The 23,120-nt window shown below is 57.4% G+C and carries 16 protein-coding genes and 1 pseudogene; 3 read left to right on the top strand and 14 right to left on the bottom strand.

Features of this window, described 5'->3' with window-relative positions; all coding sequences use genetic code 11:
* The 3 genes from H0484_RS05525 to H0484_RS05535 are packed head-to-tail and all read right to left on the bottom strand — an operon-like array spanning window position 1 to window position 3,025.
* Window positions 1-1,458: a type II and III secretion system protein family protein gene (locus tag H0484_RS05525; protein WP_226953487.1), complete on the bottom strand. Its 1,458-nt coding sequence runs from the start codon at window positions 1,456-1,458 to the stop codon at window positions 1-3.
* Complete coding sequence (gene cpaB, locus H0484_RS05530) at window positions 1,445-2,398, bottom strand: Flp pilus assembly protein CpaB (RefSeq protein ID WP_226953488.1); 954 nt, start codon at window positions 2,396-2,398, stop codon at window positions 1,445-1,447. Before cpaB ends, H0484_RS05525 begins: the two co-directional genes overlap by 14 nt.
* A gap of 12 nt (window positions 2,399-2,410) precedes the next feature.
* Entirely contained in the window at window positions 2,411-3,025 is a 615-nt protein-coding gene (locus H0484_RS05535) for a hypothetical protein (RefSeq protein WP_226953489.1), read from the bottom strand.
* Here H0484_RS05535 and H0484_RS05540 point away from each other — a divergent pair.
* Window positions 3,024-3,212 (top strand): hypothetical protein, encoded by a 189-nt coding sequence (locus H0484_RS05540; protein WP_226953490.1) that lies wholly within the window; start codon window positions 3,024-3,026, stop codon window positions 3,210-3,212. The two genes, H0484_RS05535 and H0484_RS05540, sit on opposite strands and share 2 nt — an antisense overlap.
* Window positions 3,213-3,222: 10 nt before the next feature.
* On the opposite strand, the gene H0484_RS05545 is transcribed toward H0484_RS05540, so the two are convergent.
* The 5 genes and pseudogenes from H0484_RS05545 to H0484_RS05565 form a co-directional block, all read right to left on the bottom strand.
* Window positions 3,223-4,023 (bottom strand): hypothetical protein, encoded by an 801-nt coding sequence (locus H0484_RS05545; RefSeq protein WP_226953491.1) that lies wholly within the window; start codon window positions 4,021-4,023, stop codon window positions 3,223-3,225.
* On the bottom strand, window positions 4,020-5,324 hold the full coding sequence (locus H0484_RS05550) for a hypothetical protein (protein WP_226953492.1): 1,305 nt from the start codon (window positions 5,322-5,324) through the stop codon (window positions 4,020-4,022). Before H0484_RS05550 ends, H0484_RS05545 begins: the two co-directional genes overlap by 4 nt.
* A gap of 182 nt (window positions 5,325-5,506) precedes the next feature.
* Entirely contained in the window at window positions 5,507-5,779 is a 273-nt protein-coding gene (locus H0484_RS05555) for a hypothetical protein (protein WP_226953493.1), read from the bottom strand.
* A 133-nt stretch (window positions 5,780-5,912) separates the two neighbouring features.
* Window positions 5,913-7,205, bottom strand: coding sequence for an aspartate carbamoyltransferase (locus H0484_RS05560; RefSeq protein WP_226953494.1), 1,293 nt, complete (start codon window positions 7,203-7,205; stop codon window positions 5,913-5,915).
* 179 nt (window positions 7,206-7,384) lie between these two features.
* Window positions 7,385-9,061, bottom strand: a pseudogene (locus H0484_RS05565) (2-isopropylmalate synthase).
* Between the two features lie 277 nt (window positions 9,062-9,338).
* On the opposite strand from H0484_RS05565, the gene H0484_RS05570 reads away from it, so the two are divergent.
* The gene (locus H0484_RS05570) at window positions 9,339-10,145 is read left to right on the top strand and encodes an AraC family transcriptional regulator (RefSeq protein WP_226953495.1); all 807 of its coding nucleotides are present in this window, start codon (window positions 9,339-9,341) and stop codon (window positions 10,143-10,145) included.
* A 136-nt stretch (window positions 10,146-10,281) separates the two neighbouring features.
* Here the strand turns inward: H0484_RS05570 and H0484_RS05575 are convergent, their stop codons facing one another.
* Complete coding sequence (locus H0484_RS05575) at window positions 10,282-10,884, bottom strand: hypothetical protein (RefSeq protein ID WP_226953496.1); 603 nt, start codon at window positions 10,882-10,884, stop codon at window positions 10,282-10,284.
* Window positions 10,885-11,072: 188 nt separating this feature from the next.
* Here H0484_RS05575 and H0484_RS15145 point away from each other — a divergent pair, with 188 nt between their 5' ends.
* Window positions 11,073-11,204, top strand: a complete 132-nt coding sequence (locus H0484_RS15145) for a hypothetical protein (RefSeq protein WP_255644534.1) — start codon at window positions 11,073-11,075, stop codon at window positions 11,202-11,204.
* A 16-nt stretch (window positions 11,205-11,220) separates the two neighbouring features.
* Here the strand turns inward: H0484_RS15145 and pbpC are convergent, their stop codons facing one another.
* The 5 genes from pbpC to H0484_RS05600 form a co-directional block, all read right to left on the bottom strand.
* The gene (pbpC, locus tag H0484_RS05580; RefSeq protein ID WP_226953501.1) at window positions 11,221-13,512 is read right to left on the bottom strand and encodes a penicillin-binding protein 1C; all 2,292 of its coding nucleotides are present in this window, start codon (window positions 13,510-13,512) and stop codon (window positions 11,221-11,223) included.
* Entirely contained in the window at window positions 13,509-19,427 is a 5,919-nt protein-coding gene (locus H0484_RS05585; RefSeq protein ID WP_226953502.1) for an alpha-2-macroglobulin family protein, read from the bottom strand. Before H0484_RS05585 ends, pbpC begins: the two co-directional genes overlap by 4 nt.
* Window positions 19,428-19,596: 169 nt before the next feature.
* A complete protein-coding gene (locus H0484_RS05590; protein WP_226953504.1) occupies window positions 19,597-21,435 on the bottom strand; it encodes a polysaccharide biosynthesis protein in 1,839 nt (612 codons plus the stop codon).
* A gap of 42 nt (window positions 21,436-21,477) precedes the next feature.
* On the bottom strand, window positions 21,478-22,068 hold the full coding sequence (locus H0484_RS05595; RefSeq protein ID WP_226953505.1) for a sugar transferase: 591 nt from the start codon (window positions 22,066-22,068) through the stop codon (window positions 21,478-21,480).
* Between the two features lie 80 nt (window positions 22,069-22,148).
* Window positions 22,149-23,096: an NAD-dependent epimerase/dehydratase family protein gene (locus H0484_RS05600; RefSeq protein ID WP_226953506.1), complete on the bottom strand. Its 948-nt coding sequence runs from the start codon at window positions 23,094-23,096 to the stop codon at window positions 22,149-22,151.
* Between the last annotated feature and the right edge of the window lie 24 nt (window positions 23,097-23,120).

Consider the following 23,120-nt stretch of genomic DNA (forward strand, 5'->3'; position numbering starts at 1 on the left):
TTACTCCTTGAAGCGATACGTATTGCTACCCAGACGGGCGGTTTGAGGTGGCCAGCCATCATCAGGCAAGTCGGTAGCAAATACACCTTGCAAGAAAGTGTCTGGCACCGGCTGCGGCAAGCTGCCGCCAGATTTCACCGGCACGTTCAGCAAAGCGGGCTCAGGAAAGGCCGATTGCACGATTTCGCTGCCGAGCTGTACTCGTTGTTGAAAATCAGGATGCTCAGCCGATACCACCACGGGCGTCACGAAGATCGCCAACTCCGTATCACCGCGCTGCTCACGCTCCGAACGAAACAAGCGGCCCAGCAAAGGGATGTCTCCCAAGCCTGGCACCTGATCGACATTGCGAGCGTGCTCGCGTGAAACGAAACCCGCCAGCACCAGGGTTTGCCCAGAATGCGCGTTGAATTCTGTAGATGCGCGTCGCGTCTTGAGTGCCGGCCCGGTCGGCACCGACACTGCCGAATCAATAGAGCTGACCTCTACCTCAATGCGCGAACGCACTGCACCGTTGCTTTCCACTTGTGGAGTGATACGCAGGGACACCCCATACGGCTTGAAAGCAGTCTGTGTATTGCCTTGGGAGTCTGTGGTTGCATAGGGCACTTCTCCCCCAGCCAGGAACTCGGCTGTTGCGCCGCTGCGCGCAACCAATTGGGGCTGAGCCAGCACAACAGCTTCGCCGCTTTGCGCCATCGCCTGAATCTGGGCAGACAAAACAGCGTTAATCCCCAGGTAGCCAGCCGCTGTGGACACAATCTGCGCCATCGGCATAGCCGAGACTGTGCCGTCTGCCGTACCGGGGCGCTGCTCCCATCGGCGCGTGCCGCCATCCCAGGCCAAGCCGGCGGTAAGCCCACCTTGACTTTGCGTATCCCAGCGCACCCCCAGCTCGCGTAAACGCGACCTGGGCACCTCTACGACCTGAACGTCCAGCAATACCATGCGGTCCCACCCTACCTGCCCCGTGAAATCCAGCATCTGCGGATATTGCTTACTTAACATCGCCAAACGCTCGCGATCAGCATCGGAAATATCTTCGCCTTCAATCACCAGCTTCTCGCCCACCGTACTGAGTCGCACATTGGGCATGCGCGCCAACAAATCATGCAGCGCTTGCCGAGTTTGTTTGGCGCCCTGTTCGGCGACGTTGACGACATATCGTTGGCGCTTGCCATCGGCAGACCAGACTTGGACACTGGTACGACCGGGTTGCCGAGCAAAGACAATGACTTCCTTCTCTTCAGTGGTGACGGCATTGACGTAGCGGCTATTGCCCACCGCCACTCGGGCGACATCCGAGATGTCCAACACCTGCAGCTCCCCTACCTGCATGTCGATGACCGTCTCATTGGCTTGAATCGGTAAGGGACAGATCAGTAGCAACACCGCCAGCCACATACGCCCGTCAAACAAGCGCCATAAACTGCGCGGAACTGGCTTAAGGCGCTTCATGGTCTGCTCCTGACTCGGTTCGCAGACCGAGATCTCGCGCCATTTCTTCTGTGGCAGCCTGCAACCAAGCGCTCACCAGCTGTTGCCCTTCGGGCAAATCGAATAAGGCCGACTCAGGCTGACCCGTTTGGTCGCTACGCAAGGCAGCCACGCTGCGAACGGGGCGATCGCCATAAATGACCGCCACGCGATCCGAGGCATTCTGATCTTTGTCAGCACCTACGCCTAATAAAGCGGCAAGGTCGCCGCGTACCGCACGAAGTGTCGATTGCTCGTCACCACGCTGACGCAACAAAGCCGTGATGATGCCCCCTTGTCTGGCGGCCACCAGCTTGATGGCATCCTCAGGAGCGGTATCCAAGGTTACGGTTCCATAACCCCCTTGAGCACCTTGTAAAGAGGTAGCCTGCCCCGTTGCCAAAACAAGAACGCCTTGCAACAAGGGGGCAGTTATCCGTTTACGTTGATGCTCGAAGGAGACATATAAATCAATCAAGTCCCCCGGTGCCAACAAGCCTGATGTCGAATTCACCTCATCTATGGGCATGGTAATGGCACGTCGGCCCTTGGTCAGGCGAGACGAAAAAGGCGCTTCTATAGGCGTCTGGGCATGCACAGCAAGAATGGGGTCTCCGGCTCGCAAGGGCGCGGTCAACACCCGCCCCTGTAGTTCGGTCGCATACTGCGTCGGAGCAACACTGTCGCTGGCGACAAGCTGTGCGGGAAACTCACGTATCGCGACGTGATGGGCTTCTATGCGAGACCCAGGCGGCAGATCGTGAGCCGCCACCACACGCGCAACCATAGGTACCTGCGCACGTGCTTCAATGCGGGCGACCTGCTGCTGAATATGTTGGCGGGCAAACCAGGCCGCTCCCAAGCCTGCGAACACCGCCAGCCCCAACAAAACGGCTGACTGTCTCGAAACAGGTAAACGCATCGCAGAGCTCCTTTATTCGCTGTAATGCATGAACACCATCACTTGCCCCTGCTGCTGGCGGTATTGCCAATGCAACTTACGGCCGGATCTTTGCCAGGTCTCTGCTTGAAGTCCCTCCCTAGTCTCGGGCTTCCACCCCGCCAACTGCAGACGTCTGCGCATATCGACCAATGAGGCTGTCAATTCAGCAGCGCTGCGGTAGATGGCCTGTTCAACCAGACGCCCCTCTTGCTGTTGCCGCACGTGCAGCAAAACCTGCCAATGACCCGGCAACCGAAACAGAGCCTTGAGCTCTCCCGGAGAGGATTGATGTTTTAGGGCCTTGGGCTCGGGAAGCAGCACAGATATCACTCCTGTGCTGCCCTTCCCGTCTGCGCTAAGCTGCGCCACCCAGTGTTGGCCCATGAAATACCCGGACAGCAATAGGCTTGCGGGCAAACGCGTGAAAACCTGAAACCTCAATTTGTCATGCGCCAGTTCTGCAGCGGTTCTTTCCAGCGACCAAGGCGCTTTGAAATGCAGGTAATGCAGCTTGCTTTCCCAAAGTTGCGCGGTGAAAGGCTGAGACCATTGCACCTGCGGCTGCGACCAGAACGGAAACCCAGGCATTTCGCCGTGCGCAAGCATGGGCGTCGACCCCAAGGCTGTGAGCGCCACGCACGGCAGCTTCCACGAAGAACGCCTACGCCACAGCCGGCATGAGCGCCATCGGGCCGAGGCCCATATCGCCATCCTCCTATTTCTCGCAAGCAAACATGTGCTACCCGTGCCATCGCTGAACGACACAGACACTGAAGGTTTACGCACCCAGTAACTTGGCCTTTTCATGGCTGCACCTCGTAATCGACGATGTGGTTCTGAGGCAGCCATTCTTGCCACCGAGTCAACCAATCAGAACCCGGGTTGGCTCTGCCCCAGGGCCGGTCTACTGCTTCCATGAAACCGCTTACACGCCCCGATAAGCCGTAAGAAGTCGCAGCCGCACGCGCCCAAGGCATACTTGCCTGCTCAAGCCGTTGACGTGTACTGATGTCATCATCCGCATGCCCTGCCCCTTCGAGTATGTAGGCATGTCTATGTATGGAAGGCAAAATACTGTCCATAGCACGCAAGCCGTCTCCCCATGCGGGCCCCGCTACCGGCTTGAGCGCATTTTGGAAGGCTATCCGCACACTTGCGTGCACTACGCCGTTGTCGCTCACTTTCCAATCGTTGCGCAGTTGCCCCGCCTGTAAACTTGCGCCCCCTGGTTGAGCTGCGGCCAAGAGCACATCAAGACGACTCACTTGGGCAGCTACCCCCTGTTCATCGGGCTTTAACAAGCTTTGCCCACGCCTATCCATCCAGCGGTGTTGCAAGCCATCGAAATAGGCGGCACGCACCAGTCCGCCCCAATCACCCTCTTTCTGTCGCACGGCGCTAAAGGCCAGATGACGGGCGGCATGACCTGCCTGCAGAGCAATGTCCTGTAAACGCCCAAGCCACGCAGTGGCTGCCCATAAAAGCAGCAGCGCCAGCATGGCCACAAGCAGCTCTACCAAAGCCTGCCCCGCAACCAGAGCACTCAGCCTAGCCAGCCCACCACCCGCAGATTGTCCGCAATGATTCCTCAACCTCAAGGTCATGGAATCACCCCCGAAGCTGTGCCTTTGGGCTCGGCGCTCAGACGCGCTTGCCAGTAAGGCCTGAACAGATTCGCTTGCTCGGCTCGGCCATCTGAACGCTTGGAAGGCCGCCGAAAGTAAGCCTCAGCCGCTGCTTGGCTTGTATATTGGAGCCCTTGCGCACCAGACCTGGACAGACGTAAAGCAAAACCCACACTGGATTCCGCGAGAGCGGGAACATCCCACAAAGTCGGCAAGCCGCGACTGGGCCAACGTGCTCTATCTGCATAGGCACGTGAATTGGCCAAGGGGTTGCCGTCATCACTGAGTAGGTTCCAGTCGGTGCTAGAAAGCACCCAACGCCAGAAGTCTTGCTGGGAAAAATCATCAGGCGCCTGCTCGGTATAGCTCACTGCCGCACCACCACCCCGCTCGGCGGGGATCCAGCCCCAACCCATTTCATACTCTCGAAAGTAGCAGCCAATCCATCGATTGGAGCGCAAGGCGTGATAAGACTGTGTGTCTATCGATTCCCACACGCCGGCCTCATTCAGCTCAGTTTGTCCCCTACGCCTAAGTTCGTGACGGCGTGTGGGGCAGCGTGCCTGTACCAGCCAAGCATTGCGCTCGGTATGGTTACGCGGCGCTAGAAAAGGGTGCAGGCCCGCCACCTCTTTAACTGAGGGCATCCAATGCTTGGGGCCATATGCTTTTAAGTAGCCTGGCCAAGCATCGTTCAAGATGGTCGCGTTTGTTTGGGTGTCGCCGTACTGCAGCGCCACCACTTCCGAAATGGCCGCCATACGCGCCTCAGGCAAGCCGGCCACGATGTCTTGTTGTACACCGGCCAGCATGTCATGAACCAAAGAGTCGTGTCGTGAAAAGGCCTGCGCCAACTGACCTGTCCCTTCTCGCGCAAGCATGTCCAAACCTAGCGCAGGCAAGGAGGCCGCATAAGCCTGACCGTACGCTGGGCCAAACAACATGGCAATCAGATACACAGGCGGGTTGCCCATACCGGCTTTGAGACTTTGGCTTCCCCCCAACATGGCCCAGCTTCCCAAGGTGAGTAGATGCGCCATTGCGACCTGATGAGCCGTCTGGGTGCGATTGAGCAAGGCCAACATGTTCAAAGCACGCGCCTGCGTCAACGCCCCGCTGTATGCCGCAGCATCCGCCGTATGCGTCAGCCGGGATTTTTCAGCCACAGCCTGACCCACCGAAAAATAGCGAGTCAGCGCCAAGGCTCCGACGGCGGCCAGCAACAAGCCCAACACCAGAGCCTGCCCTTGTTGTCGGCGATGTACCCGCTTGATTTTCATACCTGCCCTCGCCTGCTTGCTGTGACGGCACAGTGTGCGAGTAGTGCAAGCCGTCGACAATTCGCAAAAGCCGAAGTCCGCGAGAAATTTGCGCATGGGGCAAGCTGCGGCACGGGCAGCGTTTGGGCCGCAGACGCGACAATGAGCGTCATCACGGCAAGCGGCGCATGGCATGATGACGCTCATTGCCCGGCGCCGGCATTTCCGGTAAATGACTTCAGACTTTTTGCGGCAGCCTGACCCGCAGCGGCCTGGGCGGCAGTCTGGGCTGTCTGCGATTGTGCCGAGCCATCCTCACCTGCCAGTTCTTGAGCCATGGCGGCAGTTTGTGAGCGTATGACTTGCCCGAAAAGTTGATATACCGCGATGGCGGCTACCGCTACCAAGGCGACGATAATCAAGTACTCGGTCATTCCCTGGCCGCGTTGGCCAAACCGCTTGTCTCTGACTTGCATAATGCCCTCCGACATGTGAATGTGAAGGAGTCAGTGTGCGAGTAGTGCAAGCCGTCGACAATTCGCAAAAGCCGAGGAGGATGAGAGCATCCCACTCGGCTTTTCTTACTGCAAAAGACAGATCTAGCTAGGTTTAATCCAGGCCGTGAAAGGCGCTATCGTCGGGCCCTACATGACTGGGCGACTGCCAAGTGGCGTCCCTCAGCGAATGCTGTACCAAGCCTTCCACCCCCATCAGTACGGCAAAAATGGCCATGCGCACCGGGATGCCGTTATCGGCCTGACGGAAAATAGCCAGGCGCGGGTCAAGATTCAGATCGATGCTTAAATCATGTGCGTCCTCGCGGCTATCGCGAGGCAGAGGATGCATGATGATGGTTTCTGGCTTGGCGTAGCGATCAATGACAGCCTTATTGACTTGGAATTCAGCGCTATAACCCTCAAGCTGCTCATCGGCAAAGCGCTCTTTTTGCACACGTGTGGCGTACACCACATCTGCTCCAGGCAGGCCTTCGGCCAAAGAAGAGGTTTGCTCTATGACATGGCCGTGCTTGCTGACCTGATCCAAGATGTAGTCGGGCATTTCCAGCCCTTTAGGAGCTATCAGCGTGAACTTCAAGCCCCGGTACAAGGCCAGCAACTTCAGCAAGGAATGCACGGTGCGGCCATATTTGAGGTCGCCCACCAGGGCAACATGTGCACCGTCCAGCAACTTACCCAATCGGGAAAACTCGGTCAGAATGGTGTACAGATCAAGCAGCGCTTGGCTGGGATGTTCGCCGGGCCCGTCACCGCCATTCACCACGGGGATATTCGTTGCACGGGCAAACTCGGCTACCGAGCCTTTTTCGGGATGACGTATGACCATGGCATCGACATAGCCGCTCATGACCCGGCTGGTATCGTAAATGGATTCACCCTTGGCCATAGAAGAGAAGGTGAAGCCCGTGGTGTCGCACACCGAACCGCCCAAACGGCAAAAGGCAGCGCCAAAACTCACCCGGGTACGCGTGCTGGCTTCGAAAAACAGGTTGCCCAATACAGCGCCTTCCAACACGCGCGAGACTTTCTGCCGGCGTGCAATAGGCTGCATAAGGTCGGCTATACGAAACAACTCTTCAACAGATTCGCGTGAAAACTGATCTACCGACAGCAACTGATGTTTGCCTTCTACCGCAATGCGGTCGCGCAAAGGGCCAGACTGTGCGCTTTGCGCATATTTTTGCAGCAAGGCTTCGTTTTCAACGATTTCGCGTACAAACCGTTCGACGACTTCGGGCATGCTACGCGCCTCTTGCGAGTCTTCGGGCAGCAGCCAGGTATCTAAAGCGCGACGCTTAACCCCTATACGCGCAGCAAATACATCACGCGTCAAATTCAGACGTCGCATCGCGTCGCGCAAGAAAACCTGCTGAGAGACAGACATAGGGCACCCCAATAAAAATATACGCAATGCGCATATTTTATATTAGGGCTTGTCTATGCGCGGGAAAAATCAGCAAGCAAGATAAAGCCCCGTTGCCAAAATCCAACTTACTCCACTCTCATCATTCCTGATGCGTAATCACCGTCACGCATCACAAGTTCAGCAACGGCCCTTCCTCCTTAGTCAGCCGCCTTAGCTGAGCTCGGGAACCTCGACGCCGCACTTAACACCGCTAATACAGAGGCTGTCACAATGTTTGCATGCAGTCCTACACCGAAGCGTGTACCCGGCACACCGAGCATGGAGGCTTCTACAATGGCCAAGGCCAAGGCATCGGATCCCGCACCCAAACTGCGCTCTTCGTAACTATCGATGCGCAAGGGCACACCGATGGCCGCTATCGTCGCTGCAATCGGGCCGTTACCCGCCCCCGTGACGGTCTTAACCTTAGCCGCCTCATCCGCTAGTTCCAGACTTACGCCTTGCCCTTCCTTATGCTCGAACAAGCGATGGCTGCGATAGATGAAGTTAGACTGTTCCCTGACCGGAGCAAGATAAGTACGCTCGAATACTTCCCATATTTGCTCGCTGCTAAGCTCCGTTTCACTAGCGTCCGCCAAAGCCTGAACAATGGCGCTGAACTCCACTTGCATGCGGCGTGGCATGGTGATGCCATGATCACGCTGCAGCAAAAATGCGATTCCGCCTTTTCCGGACTGGCTATTCACTCGCACGATGCTGTCATAAGTGCGAGCTAAGTCTCTTGGATCTATTGGCAAATAAGGCACACGCCAAGGCGCATCAGCCTGGTGCGCGGCGAACCCCTTGGCAATGGCATCTTGATGAGAACCCGAAAACGCCGTGAATACGAGATCGCCCGCATAGGGATGACGTGGATGAATGGGCAGCGCGGTACATTCCTCGGCCACACGGGCAACAGCCGCTATATCGGAAAAATCCAGGTTGGGTGCGATGCCCTGCGTATACAGGTTCAATGCCAGTGTCACCACATCAACGTTGCCGCTACGCTCTCCATTACCAAACAGACAGCCCTCGACTCGTTGTGCGCCGGCCAGCATGGCTTGTTCTGCACAAGCCACACCCGTGCCCCGATCATTGTGGGGGTGCACCGACAGGACAATGTGCTCGCGGCGCTCCAAGCGCCTGCTCATCCACTCAATTTGATCAGCGAAAACGTTAGGAGTAGAGACCTCTACCGTCGTTGGCAGGTTGATGATCATCGTTCGATTCGGCCCGGCATCTCAAGCGCGGATTGCAGCGTTGCACACAGCGAGCGAGACATCCAGTTCCGCCATACAGAACGTTTCAGGCGAATACTGCAAGATCCATTCTGTTTCCGGGTGAGCCGCAATCAACCGTTTGAACAGAGCAATGTGCCCCTCCACCATTGCGATAATCTGCGGCACACTCATGCCAAACACAATTTCGCGCCACGCGGGTGCAATGGCATTGTAGAAATGCACAATGACCCGCCGAGCACCGACTGCGCTGCGCACCGTTTCGCTAATCAGATCCTCACGCAATTGCGTCATGATCATAGGTGTGACGTCTTCGGGAATCTGCTTCGTTTCGATAAGGTGACGCACAATCTCAAAATCCGTGCGCGAGGCAGCCGGAAACCCGACCTCAATTTCTTTGAAGCCAATTCGCACCAGCTCATGGAACAAGCGCAATTTACGTTCGCGGTTCATCGGCTCGAACAATGCCTGATTGCCGTCACGCAGGTCGGTGGATAACCAGATGGGGGCTTGCTTCAGTGTGCATGACGGCCATTGACGATCAGCAAGATCGACTGAGGCAGCAGGAAGGTACTTAAAGGAGGGATCAGTCAGCATGAAAATACTCTAAGGAAATCGTTGACACCCGACTCCCCTTGCTCGGCACAAGCTGACTATGGTCGGGGTCAGGGGGAATCAGGATGGGTCATGGCACGACTAGACGCGCGCAGACCCCGACCGAAGGTCAGGCTTAGTAGCTCCTGTAGAAAAACGAGTGCGAACATGAGCAAACAGCCCTGGAAAATTGTTTCAGCACCCATGATAGGCTTGCGCAAAAAGTCCATCTACATAAAAATAGACAAAATCTTTATCTATTTGGACAAATCACACTCATATGGGATTTTTCTCCCCAGAAGATGGAGGTCATGCACTCGACCTTACTGCGGCAGAGTTCAGAGATTCGCCTGTATTCGGAGTCACCGTTCGTTACCCTGCAGGCCATGTGGTGCCTCTGCATACGCACGCTTATGGCCATCTGATCTATGCAGATCGCGGCCTGTTACGTGTTGAGGCCGAAAGTGGTCAATGGCTGGTTCCACCTACGGCAGCCGTCTGGCTACGGCCGAACGTACGACACCGTTTAGTGGTTTCTGTGGCCCTGCAAGCGCACGGCCTGTTCGTGCGCAAGGACGTTTGCGCCCGCCTACCAGTGGTCGATTGCGTCGTGTCTGTCGGCGGTCTACTGCGAGAGCTGATCATCGCCTTGACCCAATCCGACAGTCAAGCCATGTCTTCTAAACGTATACGTTTGCTTGGCGAGCTAGTGCTCGAAGAATTGCAAGCCCAGCCGGTTCTCCCACTTCATTTGCCGTGGCCAGCTGATAATGCTGGCAGCCCGATACAGCATGTGTGTCAAACCTTACTGGACAACCCAAGCGATACGAGCACGGCCGTCGAGTGGGCAAACAGACTGGCGATGGGCGATAAAACTTTCCACAGACGCTTTATGCAATCGACCGGCATGACCTTCGGAAAATGGCGTCAGCAACTACGACTGACGTCATCGTTGACTCTATTGATGCAAGGGATACCGATTACACAGGTAGCGCTGGCAAGCGGCTACGATAGCCACAGCGCCTACACCACCGCATTCAGCAAACAATTCGGACAACCACCCTCTTTGTTTTCAGCAAAGGTATAAAGTCATATAAAAATCACGCTCTCGAAATGGCCAGCGGCCAGGAACGCCCCCCCTGCGCGCATGAAATAAAAAACCGGCTAGGGTAGTAATAACACCCTGCCGGTTCAACTCGTTTAGCGTCAACTGTGAGACAGCGTTACGGTTTTGGCTGTTCAGTAGCAGCTGGGCCGATCTCGTCAGGCTCATCTCGCCCAGCAATCGCACGGGCAGCAGCCGCCGCATTTTGCTCGGTGCCTACCGGGAAAACCAATTGATCGGTATCAACCGGTGTGGTGTAACTAGGGGCCGCCAGCATGGTGCGCCCGACGATCAGTGCCAGCCTTTTGTTGGGGAACTGAGTGGTAGCCTGCTGCAAGCGCAAACGGGCATCGGGGCTTAAGCCCAAAGCCAAAAGGCCTTCGCCCGAGCGGCCACGACCGGCTTGCACGCCGGTGAGATCGTCACGGATGATGATGGGTTCAGGATTGACATACAAAGTGCCAGACTGAACCGGCACAGGGCGCCAGCCTTCTTGTTCTACGGTGTCGGCCAGTAGAACGGCCACCGGAGCCGGCTGGCTTGCCGTGGGCTGCTGCGTATCGACGCCAGGCTGTGTTAGGCCAGGTTCGGCAGGCGTGGTGGCATCGGGCGTTTGTGGAGCCGAGGCGCTGGAACCAGGCGGAACCGTTTGGCAAGCCGCCAGCAAACCCGCCAAAGTCACTGGCAATAAGACCCGGCTAAATACATGCGCTGATTTCATCATGTTCCCCTGTTTATAAAAGCAAATATGGCTTACATTCTAGCAGCCGCCTCCCAAATGTATCTGCCGCATACGCCAAGAATTGTGAATTTATGGTTCAATACCGAAGCACTCATGGATGCGGATAAGCGCTTGGCCCCGCATCCCTGCAAGTTCAGAAGAAAACACACCATTCGCGGAGACTTATCGTGTCGCAAACTTCCGTCGCATCCCGAAACAAACCCCGATTCTCGGCAGGTCTTGTCACCGCCATCATTGCTTTGTTTTGGATAGGCTTTTTTGTTTACTTCGTTGTCAAGGGCGCCGAAGGGCTGCATTGATACCGCTCAAGCAGTGTTAAGGGGCCACGGCTAAAGTCGCCCCTCGCACTTGTATGCTTACCCTATCCAGCACGGTTCCGTCTTTGTCAGTCAGCGTCAACACCTGCCTGCCCGGCATAGGCAACCAGTAGCTTACGCTTCCCTGCCCTATGGTTTGCGTACCTGCCAGCCAGTAAACCTCCTGCCCTTGTGGCACGTTTGCCGCCCGTAGTTGCAAGCGTTGGTTGGCTGGAGGGATGTCCGGATCCAAGGCAATCAGAGTGCCGTCAACCGGCCCCGCAATGCGTGGGCGGCCCACTGCCAAACTCCCCCCCTGCATCTTTTGCTCAGCAATCGCTTGATCTTCCCGTTCAGGTAAGGGCTTATCTTGCCGCGCTACCGCCCGCACGACTGACTGCTGCGTCCCGGCCATGAACACCTCTAATCGCGGCGGCTCAAACGAAGGCTCGAAACTTACACGCTGCTGCACAACGCCCTCGGGCATGGCTGGTTGCGTCATCATCTCGCGCTGCCCTAACCAATTCATGATGTCCTGCCAGATAGGGCCGGCCCCGGAAACCCCCGACACCTCGCGCATGGCATCACCTGCGCTGTTACCTACCCATACCCCTACCGTATACAGGCTGGACCAGCCCAAGCACCAGTTGTCACGCATGTCCTTACTCGTGCCGGTCTTAACCGCAGACCAAATTGTCGTTTCCAGGGGGCTGTCCATCCCGAAGGTGCGCACACGGGCCTGGCGATCGGACAAAACATCCCCCACCATCCATGCCGCAGACTCCGAAAACACCGGAGGCCCCGCAACGGCAGCGTCTTGCGCTTTGTCTGCCAACCATCGCACCGGGCTCGTGCGACCGCCATTGGCCAAAGCGCGGAACGCATTTGTCAGACTCAACAAGCTAACGTCGGCACTCCCCAGAGCCAGGCTGTATCCGTAAAAACCACCCTCTTCTGTTAACGGCAAGCCCAGGCGCAGCAAGCGATCATGAAAGGCCTCGGGAGACACCATGGTCAGCACCCGTACAGCGGGAATGTTCAGCGAAGCAGCCAAAGCAGTGCGACTCGTCACCCATCCTGAAAACCGCTCATCGTAATTTTGTGGTGTATACAAACCCGACGCCGTGGCCAAACCCACAGGGCTATCATCCAGCAACGATGCCGGCGTCAAGCGCAATTCGTCGAAAGCTTGCGCATATAGAAAAGGTTTGAGCGTAGAGCCTGCTTGCCGCAATGCTTGGGCATGATCCACCCAAGGGGCGGTAGAGGCGGCCCCAGCAGACCCCACATAGGCCAGCACATCACCGGTGGCGTTGTTGAGCACCACTACCGCGGCATCCACCCCTACTCCGGCATTCAGACTACCCAATCGACGCTGCACACTGGATAAAACCGCGCGTTGCAGATCTCCCTCCAAGGTGCTTCGTACCCGTACGCCCTCATCCCCGGCAGAAGGCGATAAGTGCACGCTGGCGGCCACCCGCCTTGCGGCATGAGGAGCCAGATCGGCCCCATCATAAAAAGGGGCTGCGCTACGCCTCAAGGCCGATTGCGCCGCCAGCGTCAAGTTATCGCAAGCCTCAGGCTTATCCATGGCCTCAAGCACGCCACAGGCTCGACGCGCCAAAAGGCCCGCTGCTACATTAGGCGAGCGCAGCATCGCCGCCAGCAAGGCTGATTCGCGCGCGTTCAGGCCCGCAGCATGTTTTTGGAACAGCACCCGCGCCGCACTATCCACCCCCACCAATTCGCCGCGAAACGGCGCCAGGTTCAAATAGGCTTCAAGTATTTCGTCTTTGTCCCACCTGCGTTCCAGCGCCCAGGCTTGAACCACCTGCCTGACTTTCTGAGCCGGGGTGCGTGCGCCGTAAGCACGCAAGTGTTCATCCAGCATGCCTACCAGCTGCATGCTTACCGTAGATGCCCCCCGACGTGGGCCGTTCGCCACCCATTGCCAGGCTGCTGCGGCAATGGCCGGCACATCCACACCGTGGTGCTCATGAAAACGCCGGTCTTCGGATACCAGTACAGCTTGCAGCAACGCCGGAGAGATATCCTCCAAGGCCAACCAATCGCCGCGCCTACCCTGGAAATCCTGCCGCACCCGCTGCAAAACATGATCTTGTCTGTCCAGCACGATCAAATCAGAAGCTCGGTAAGCTTGCCGGGCAGCCTGGAAGCTAGGCAAGGCGTCAGGCGAGGGGGCGGGCTCGGCCTGCCCACCCGACATCGCCAGCACCATCAAGCCTAAGCCTACTTTGCCTCTCCAACCACCTGCCGCGCAAAAAACTGAAAATGTGCGCCTGCTCATGGCTGGCCGTGAACCTGCATGCTCGACTGCGGTAGAAGGCCGTACACACCAGCTTGATACAAAGCCTCTGCACGTGGTGAAGGTAGATGAAATACGCCTACCGTATTCAGACGCACGGTATAGGAAAGGCGCGTGACACCCTGCGGCAAATACTCAAAGTAGGCTTGGTAGCTGTCGAAACGGCGCTCCTCATAGCTAGGCCAAGCCCAAGTGTCGCCTTCCTGACGGACGTCCCCACCAGCCTGGGCCAGAATGGCGCTATCGCGGCCCAGGCCGCCACCCAGCACCGATGCTCCCGCAGGCACAGGGTCGGAAACCACCGCCCATACTGTCGGTGCTCTTGCCGTCAGACTCAGCTCAACACGATAGACATCACCGCTGGACCATACACCCGGCTTGGCTTGAGACACCGGTACCACTTTACGCTCCAGTGTCAGCCCAGCTGTTATGGCTTTGTCCTGAGGAACGGCAGCCAGCGTACGCACGGCCACCCAGGGCTGCCCTGTACCCGCGTGCGTCAAGCTTAATTGGCCATTGCCAGTAGCTGGCCACGCCAAGACCACCGGCGCCGCATCAGGCTCAATTTGAGCGGCTGTCTCGGCCTTGGAAGCGGTATTGCCAGTCAGGTTCAACCATTGGGCCGTGACGGCCCCGCTCACTTCGCCGTCTTGCGCCACTTTGGCAAACTGCTCGAAAGCCAATGAGCCCATGACGTTCTCGGTCGTGGTTCCCCACGCCCCTTCTTGCTGGCGATGCAACAAGCCCAGAGCCAGGCCTGGAAGTTCTTCCCTACCTTTGGGTATCTGGGCCCACAGCAACAGCAGACGCGCCGCGTTGACCTGCGGACTGGACATCAGCCACCAGGCGTCGTTCTGTCTATCGTCAGGAAAGACCAGGCCATCGCCCTGCAACAGCAAACGCCCTTGCAATAACTGCCATGCTTGCTCGGCCAAGCCCTGACGACCGGGAATACCCGCCTCACGATGCAGCAGACTGGCCCAATCGATCAAAGCCGAGGTAAACCAGCGTTCGGGGGTGATACTGATGGTGTCCAACATGGCTGGCTGAAATGCGCCAGCCCGTGAAAGAGCCTCCATCGCCATCAGCTTGCGCGCCTCTTGATCGCGTACCGGCGCCCAAGCACGGCGCTGCAAACGACCTTGAACAAACGACTCCAGCCCTTGCACCATGCGGTCGCGCACTTGCGTGGGCAAGGCAAAATCCAAGCCAAGTCGCTGTGCTTCATCCGTCAGGACCAGCATATGCGCCGTCAGCACCTCACTGCCATTACGCATGCCGGGAAAATACGACAGCAGCCCATCGGCATCCTGGTAGTCGGCCATTTGTGCAGCCAAGGTCTGCCATTGCGCCATGTCGCGCAAGCCTATGGCTTTGGCGCTTAATTGCTCTACGCAGGTGTAGGGGTAGTCCTGAAACCAGGCTTGAACACCAGGCAGACCGTCTCCCAGATTGGAAAGGGCTGCCACTTGTACCCCACCCTGCAAAACGTCGTTCAGACCGCGCTGCGCCCCCTCCGGCGCACGCAGTGCCAACTGTATAGGCTGATCAGCCGTCAAGGGCTGAAGTGTGGAGTGCGTGACCGCCACTGGCACAGAAGGCAGCAACTGCTGCGTTAAACGGACTCGATCTGAAGCCCCATCTTTACCCGCCTGCGCTTCAACCTCCCAGACCAACTCCGCATCAGGGCCGGCGTCCAGTTGCCGCACGGGAACTTCCACCGGCCATACCGCCAGCGTCGCTCCGCCGGCAGGAACCGTAAGCTCTTGAGCGGGCAGCGACATGCCACTGCCTGGGCCACTGATCTGCGCCTGCACCCGGACTTTCATCTCGGACTCGGTTCCATTGCGCAAGGTAAACCCGCCTTGATAGCTATCCCCTTCGCGCACTACCGCCGGCAAGCCGCTAATAATCTGCAGATCTTGCGCAGTAATGAAACGCGTTTCACCCGTGCCGAAGTTATCGGCACCATAATCAGCCACAGCCACCACTCGGAAGGCCGAGAGGCTGTCGTTCAATGTCAGCGTCACGGTGGCTTGACCGCTTTCGTCCAACTGCACATCGGGCTGCCAGAAGACCAGCGTATCCAGCAACTCACGAGTAGGCTGAGACGCGCCCCCGCCGCCACCCGGTGGCAAGGCTTTACGCCCGTAATGGCGCCGGCCCACCACCTGCGACTGTGCCGTGGCGGTTTCCACGCCATAGGGGCGCCGCTGGCGCATGGCCTGCAGCAAGTCCCAAGATGCGTTGGGCGACAGTTCTAGCAAGGCCTCATCCACGACGGCCACCATGGCTTGCGCTTTGGCAGCAGGTTTACCGTCAGGCAAACTCACCTTGATCTTCACTTGCGCTTGCTCACGTATGCCGTAGCGCGACTGATCTGCTTGCACCTGCACTTGCAGGCGGTCCTGTTCATCACTGACACGAATTTCAGCCACGCCAAAACGGAAGGTAGGCTTGGATAAATCCACGTAACCCGTTGGCGCTTGATAGTCGGAGCCCGCAGCTTGACGCCAGGCCTGCCACCAAGCGGTCGGACGCTTCCAGCCCCAGTTAAAAAATGAATACCAAGGCACATCGTGCAGACGATGACGCAAGGCCAGCACGGACACATAAACGTTTGGTCCCCATTGCGCCGATACCGGTAAGCGCACCAAAGGTTCGTCTCCTTCTAAATGCACCACTCGCGAATCCAGCACGCCCTCACGCTCTACCGTCACCAAAGCCAGAGCCGTGCGGAAAGGCATTTTCACGAGAAACTCCGCCTGCTCACCCGGTGCGTAGCTGCGTTTGACCGGCACGACATCCATGCGGTCGTCGTTACCACCGCCAAACCATAAATCGTCGCCCCCCATGACCCAAACAGTCGTCGCCGCCTGAGCTTGACGTCCCTTATCGTCGTCCGCCGTCACAAGCAGTTCAATACGGCCACTGACATCGGGTGTGAATGCACAACGCAAAATGCCTTGTTCGTCAGAGACTCCACTGCAAACCTCACCAAGGTCTTCCACTTGCAGGTGGCTGTCGTAACTGTAGAATCCGCCCACCAAACGCTTACGCGTCGTCAGCATGTCCAATCGCCTTGCCGTCACTTTCATCGGTACCTTGGCCATGGGATCGCCTTGAGGCGACAAGGCGATCGCCGAAATGGCCGTCTCTTTATCTTGCTCGGCCCACGAGTTAGACCGAATACCAGGCACAACAGCCGACGGCCAGACCGACACGACTCGGGACAAAGTCTGCACCTGGCCGTTGGGGTCGCTGAAGCTGGCTTCGAAAAGCCAGTCCATAGGCCGGTTCACTTTGGGCAGACTGTCCAGCTCTATCGAAGCGCTCCCTTGGGCGTCCAGCGTCAGTGGCTGCTTATCCAAAAACAACCGCTGCCCGCCATCGCGGGGATCGGCAGTGTCATCGCTGATGACTTGAGCCTCGGGCAAAAAGAAATCAAAGCCTTCCGCATCAGGAAAGTTAGGCGTCCGATCACGAGCCAGCGCAGACAAGCTGACCGACTGCCCACTGGCTGCTCCGCCGGCTACATAGCGTAAATCTATGTCGGCTTTGACTGAGCCAGGCGCCACCAGATTTTTACCTGCACCCCCATCGCTGATTAATAAGGAACCCGTGAGCACAGGCAATTTAAAAGCTTCTATGCGGAAAACACCGGGATGGGCGTCGTAATAGTATTTTTCACCGTCGCTTTGCAAGCTGACTTGATAAGAACCCAGCTTGGCGCCCCGCGTCGTATCCAGCGTGCTGACCGCGCTCATGCCACCCGAGGGTGTTTTCACCCACTCAATCGCCTGCTCGGTCCGCTCGCCCGAGCCCAGATGAGTAATGACCAGCTTACGCGGCAGCATCTCGTCGTCTACCGGCGTTTCCAGACCGTCGCGCACTTGCCAGCGTACGAAATGCTTCATGTGCACGGTTTCGCCCGCACGATACAAACCGCGATCAAACACCGTGTGGGTGATGACGTCGGGCAAAGGCTGACGATCGGTAGGCAAATTGAACCGCCAGCTTTCTATGCCATCATCCCAGCTGGAAAGAACAAACGAGAAATCTTCTTTGCCACGCGCCAGCGGATGATCCGCCGCAATACGAGCTGATGCGAAAGACCCGAACAAACCGGTTTCGTCGCAATAACCATCGCTACCCAAAGGCTGTTGTATGTGCAAAATACCTCGCTCATCGGTCAGTCCGCTGGCCAGCAAACGACCGGCGCAATCTCGTACCGCCACTTGAGCCTCGGGCACCACTTTGCCCTCGTCCAAAGTTGTCACCCATACCAGTGCATCGTCGCGCCCGCGCTTTAAATGCACAGCCAGATTCGTCACCAGCACAGCCGTGCGCACATACATGGGGGTTGCTTCGCCCAGCAAGTCTCGCCCCAAACGCGGTGAAGCGGCTTCCAACACATGGAAGCCCGGCTCGGTGAGAGGCACACCCAATACGTCGGCATCACGTACTGAGCCTACGCTACCAGGTAACTCCATGACCTTGGCACCAGGGCGCCCGTCCAACATGGAAAGCGCACGGGCATCGATACGCGGCTGATCGTCGTCGGGACCCATGCTTTTACCCGCCATGGCCTGCGCCCATTGGCGACGGGTATAACTGCCGGTATTCAAATTGCGTACCCGCGCATACCAGCGCAAGATGTCGACGTCCTCTTTGGGCTGAACATCGGTGACGCGCCCGGGCGACAAACGCAAATCACGGCCGGCCAGGATAGCCTCTACATTGCGCACGGTAAGAGGCACCGCAGGGGGATCATCGGCCTCATCGCCCCCTGGAGACGCATTGGCAAAACGCTCGATAATCCCAAAAGAGCCGGAAGAGAACTTCAGTAAAGCCGGATACTCCGCCGTGCGAATCGCAAGAGGAAAATCTGCGGCGTTCACCGGCGTGCGGCCCGCATCGTCACGCAAACCCTCAGGCAACACCAGCGTGAGCTCGGCTTGCGCATCGAAAGGGCCGGCAAAATCCAGCCCTTCCACAACACCCTCCCACCCCTCTGACGGCTCAGTCGGAGAAAGCTCTTCCCCCTTCGCTGTACGTAATCGGATTTGCTCAGCGGCCTCTTGCAAGACAGGGGCATTGAACGTCACGCGTACCGGCAATAAGGGATTGCAGTCAGCGCGTGCGTTGTCTCGTTGGCAACTGAGCCCTACGCGAAACGCGGGCCGCACTTGATAGTCTGCGTGCCAAGGTTTACCCATGGTCAGACCGGAAGGCGTCGCAACACCCGCCCCCACGACCAGACGCACGTCGGCATCAGCAGGCAGGCGGCGGCTGCATTGCAGCAGTTGGTCGGCTGCGTCGCTTTGAGCCCCAAGCATATACGAGGACTCAAGCACGGCCTGACGCGTTTGAGCGTCGTTGATCAACTTGACGGGCACTTGTTCGCCCAAGCCTTCAACCACGCAATGGGTGTTCTTGATTAACGAGGCGGGCGTCACCGCGCCATTGAAGCGCAATACAAAAACCTGATCTTCAACGATTTGCGAACCATAGGGCCGATAGGCAATCACTTGCGGGCCGCCGGTGCTGAAGGTGTACTGCGCTTGCGCGCTAACCGACTGCCCATCCACCGTTAGCATGCCTGAACGCGGCTTGACCGTGCAACGCACGCCGGGGCCCAAAGCTTTATCGAAGGTATAGACCCATTGTTGAGTGTCCACCCACCTGCCTGAAGCTGAGGGCTCGCCGGTACATTGCACCGTGGCCGGTGCAGGCGCTTGGTCATTACCCAAGTCGACCATATCTGCGTCAAAGCGCAAGCGTACTTGTTCGACCGTTGGCACTTGCCCTTTGGGCGTTACCTGGACAAGCTGCGCCGCAGAGGCGTCGAACGTCCACATTGCGGCCAATGCTATCAGAATTGCGCGCTTTGCCATGCCCATCCCCTACCACCCAATTTTTTAACTGCGACAGTTTAAAACGGATAGATCGTGAAAAAGCCGTATGCCACACATGGTTACGCCTAGCTCACCAAACAGCCTTGCGAAACACACGACAGATTGCCGACTCAGGAAGTGGACGGCACGCTTACAGCTCGGAAGGCGCTTACTCAAAGGAATAAGGTTGGTATTCCGGCACCCAGTGCTTAAGCAGTTTACGCACTTCTTCGTCGCCCAGGGGCTGCTCCTGCTGCGACCAACGCTCTACCTGCTGATCCAAAGCCTCTGCGACTTCTCTGGACTGCGCAATACGTAGCTTAGGGTGCGGTGTTTCCAAAGTTTCCTCGGAATCGGCAAGCAACTCCTCATACAGTTTCTCGCCCGGCCGCAAACCCGTAAACTCGACGCGAATCTCATCTTCGGCAAAACCGGCAAGCCGAATCATGTTGTGCGCCAAATCAACAATTTTGACTGGCTCACCCATATCCAGCACGAAGATCTCGCCGCCTTGCCCCATGGAAGCGGCTTGCAACACCAACTGTGCCGCCTCGGGAATGGACATGAAGTAGCGGGTGATGTCGGGATGCGTGACCGTCACCGGCCCACCATGCGCAATCTGCTGCTGAAACTTGGGGATCACACTGCCGGTGCTGCCCAACACATTACCAAAACGCACAACCTCGAACCGTGTCACACCGGCTTGATGTTGAAGCCGCTCACACACCATTTCGGCTAAACGTTTGCTGGCCCCCATGACATTGGTGGGATTCACCGCTTTATCGGTAGAGATCAGCACAAATCTTTCGGCGTTAAAGCGCTGCGCAAACTTGGCAGCCAGGTAAGTACCTACTACGTTGTTACGCAGGGCCTGCCAGGCATTGTCTATCTCCATGAGCGGCACGTGCTTGTATGCCGCTGCGTGAAAAACAACTTGCGGCTGCCATGCCTCGAATATTTCCTGCATGCGATGGCGGCATTTAACATCGCCGACCAAGGGAATGACCCTGACGCCAGGCTGGTGTTCTTTGAACCACTGATCAATCATGTAAAGCGCAAACTCACTGGTTTCCACCAACACAATGCACTCAGGCGCAAACCTAGACAGCTGACGACAAAGCTCGCTGCCGATTGAACCGCCCGCCCCCGTTACCAGCAAACGCTTGCCTTCAAGCATGCGACTGACATTCTCGCTATCGATACTGACAGTTTCACGGCCCAGCAGGTCTTCTATTTTGACGGGCCGCATCACATTGATGGCCACCCGCCCGCTCATCAGCTCATTCAGCCCGGGTACGGTAAACATGCTGGCGCCCGATTTTGTCGCCAACTGCGCCACGCGCTGCAAAACCTCGGCGCTGGCCGAGGGCATGGCCAGAATCACGTGACGGGCCCCCCAGCGCGTCAGCACCTCGGCTAAAGCCCTCACCCCGCCTTGCTCTACCGGCTTCCCGGCCAGCTCGCGCCCCCATTTGCTACGGTCGTCATCTACCAGAGCCACGACTCGCCAATCGTTGCTGCGCGCCAGTTCCCGCACCAGCATGGCACCCGCCGTACCCGCACCGACCACCACCACAGGCTTGCCGCGCTGACGGTGCAAGTAGTAATCGCGCTCACGCCACATGCGCCATGCAAACCTGCCGCCCCCCATCAGGAACAGAAGCAGGAAAGGGTAAAGCGCCACGACAGAGCGTGGAATCACGAACTGCCCCAGCCCCAACACCACGATCACCAACAGCGCCACAGCAGACACCACGACCGCTTTCAACACACGATAGAGATCAGGCAAGCTGGCAAAGCGCCATATTCCCCGGTATAGCCCCGCCCACCGACAAGCCACGAGCTGCACGAGTATCAAGACCGGCAGCACCAGCAGTATCGTTTCCGCAAAAGCGCTTGGCCATTCAAAATTGAATCGCAGCAGAAAAGCCAGTAGCCACGCCGCAACCACCGACACCAAGTCGAACAGCCATACTAATAAACTACGAACCGAGACACTGACATGCATTTTGGCGAATATTCCTTGCTGAAGCTTTGGGTGCGACCACTTTCAATGCACGACCCTATCACCACTGCCCTTGCCGGCAATAGTTTGAAAGATCAGCTTGAAGTACATGGGCAGCGATAGCTCCCGGATCATTTTGGCGTCAGTTTCCGCCAATAAAGCCGGCGTCGACATATCTATGCCCGCCACCTGCGCCAAGCCGGTAATGCCTGGCCTAACCGTATACACCCCTAAAGCCTCACGTTCGACGATAAGTTCGCTTTGGTTGAATAGATTGGGCCTCGGGCCGACCAGGCTCATTTCGCCCTTGAGCACATTCCACAGCTGCGGCAGCTCGTCTAACTTGGTACGGCGCAGAAAAGCGCCCATCCGGGTCACCGAGGCCGAGGCGGCAAGGTGGGTAGCCACTGACGCCGTGCCCACCGTCATGGTGCGAAACTTGACCAGTACAAAAGGCTTTTTATGCCTTCCCACTCTTTCCTGTTTGAAGAGCGGAGAACCCGTATCGAATAAACCCGCAACATAGATGAACAGCAGCACGGGTGAAGCCACCACCAAGCCCAGCACCGAGAAAATGACGTCGAAAATACGTGTCACGAACACAACCTCAAAAATTAAAGCCTGTGACAGGGTCATGGCGATACCACGCCCCATTACTTGAATCTGCTTTTCTGTTGCTTGCGCTACGCAGTAAGACGCAGCGATAACCGGCCTGCTTACTTGACCCCTTCCCGTAACGACCCAAGCATGGCCTCCCGAAAGCTAAGCGGTGGGCTCCAACCCAGCAGCCGCTTGGCTTTGGCGATGTCAACCGGCAAGTTGCCACAGACCTTATCCATGAGGTCTTTTTTGCCAAATACGCCAGCCACAGCCTCAAGCAAGGACAAAGGAATGGGAAGCAGCCTACTTTTTTTACCTAAGCCTTCCGCCATGGTTCTCAATAGCTCGGTAGTAGATACGGTTTCGGCGTCTCCCGCCAGAAACACCTGGTTGGCAGCCCCCGGATGATGGAGACAAACGAGTATCAAACTGGCAAGATTTTCGAGCCCCACCAGTGTTCGCCGATTGTTGACCATGCCGAAAGGTAGAGGCACCCCTTTTTTGACAGCGCGCAGCAACTGAGCAAAACTTCCTGGAGCCCCTGCCCCATAAATAAGGGGGGGCCGGATGATCACGACCTCCATAGATGAAGTCTCAGCCAACTTCAATAGTGCGAGCTCGGCCTCGTATTTCGAGATTGCATAGGCGCCACTGGGCTGGGGCACACTTTCCTCGGTATAGGGCACATCACTAGTATTGCCATTGACCCCAATGGAACTAATGAAAACGAAGCGCTTAACCCCCGCCAGCGCAGCCCGCCTTGCCAGATTCATCGTGGCCTCGACATTGGCACGCTGAAACTCGAGTCTATCGTTCTGGCCGGCTGGGACATGCGCCTTTCCGGCAGCGTGAACAACGACATCCATCCCATCTAGCTCGGCCTCCCAAGCGTGTGTCTCGAAAGGCTGCTCTACCAGCCAGGGCTGCACCTTGGCCCCCAAACCTTGCGGTATATGGGAGCTTGATCTATAGACGGGAAACACCCAGACATCTTCCTGCTCAGACAGATAGCCCAGCAAGAATCTTCCGAGAAAACCATTGGCACCCGTCAAAAGCACGTTCATTTGCATCCTCTGGCCCGTGTGAGC

Origin of the sequence: Mesopusillimonas faecipullorum, from assembly GCF_020539505.1 — a bacterium.
In the GTDB taxonomy this organism is placed as follows: Bacteria; Pseudomonadota; Gammaproteobacteria; order Burkholderiales; family Burkholderiaceae_B; genus Mesopusillimonas; species Mesopusillimonas faecipullorum.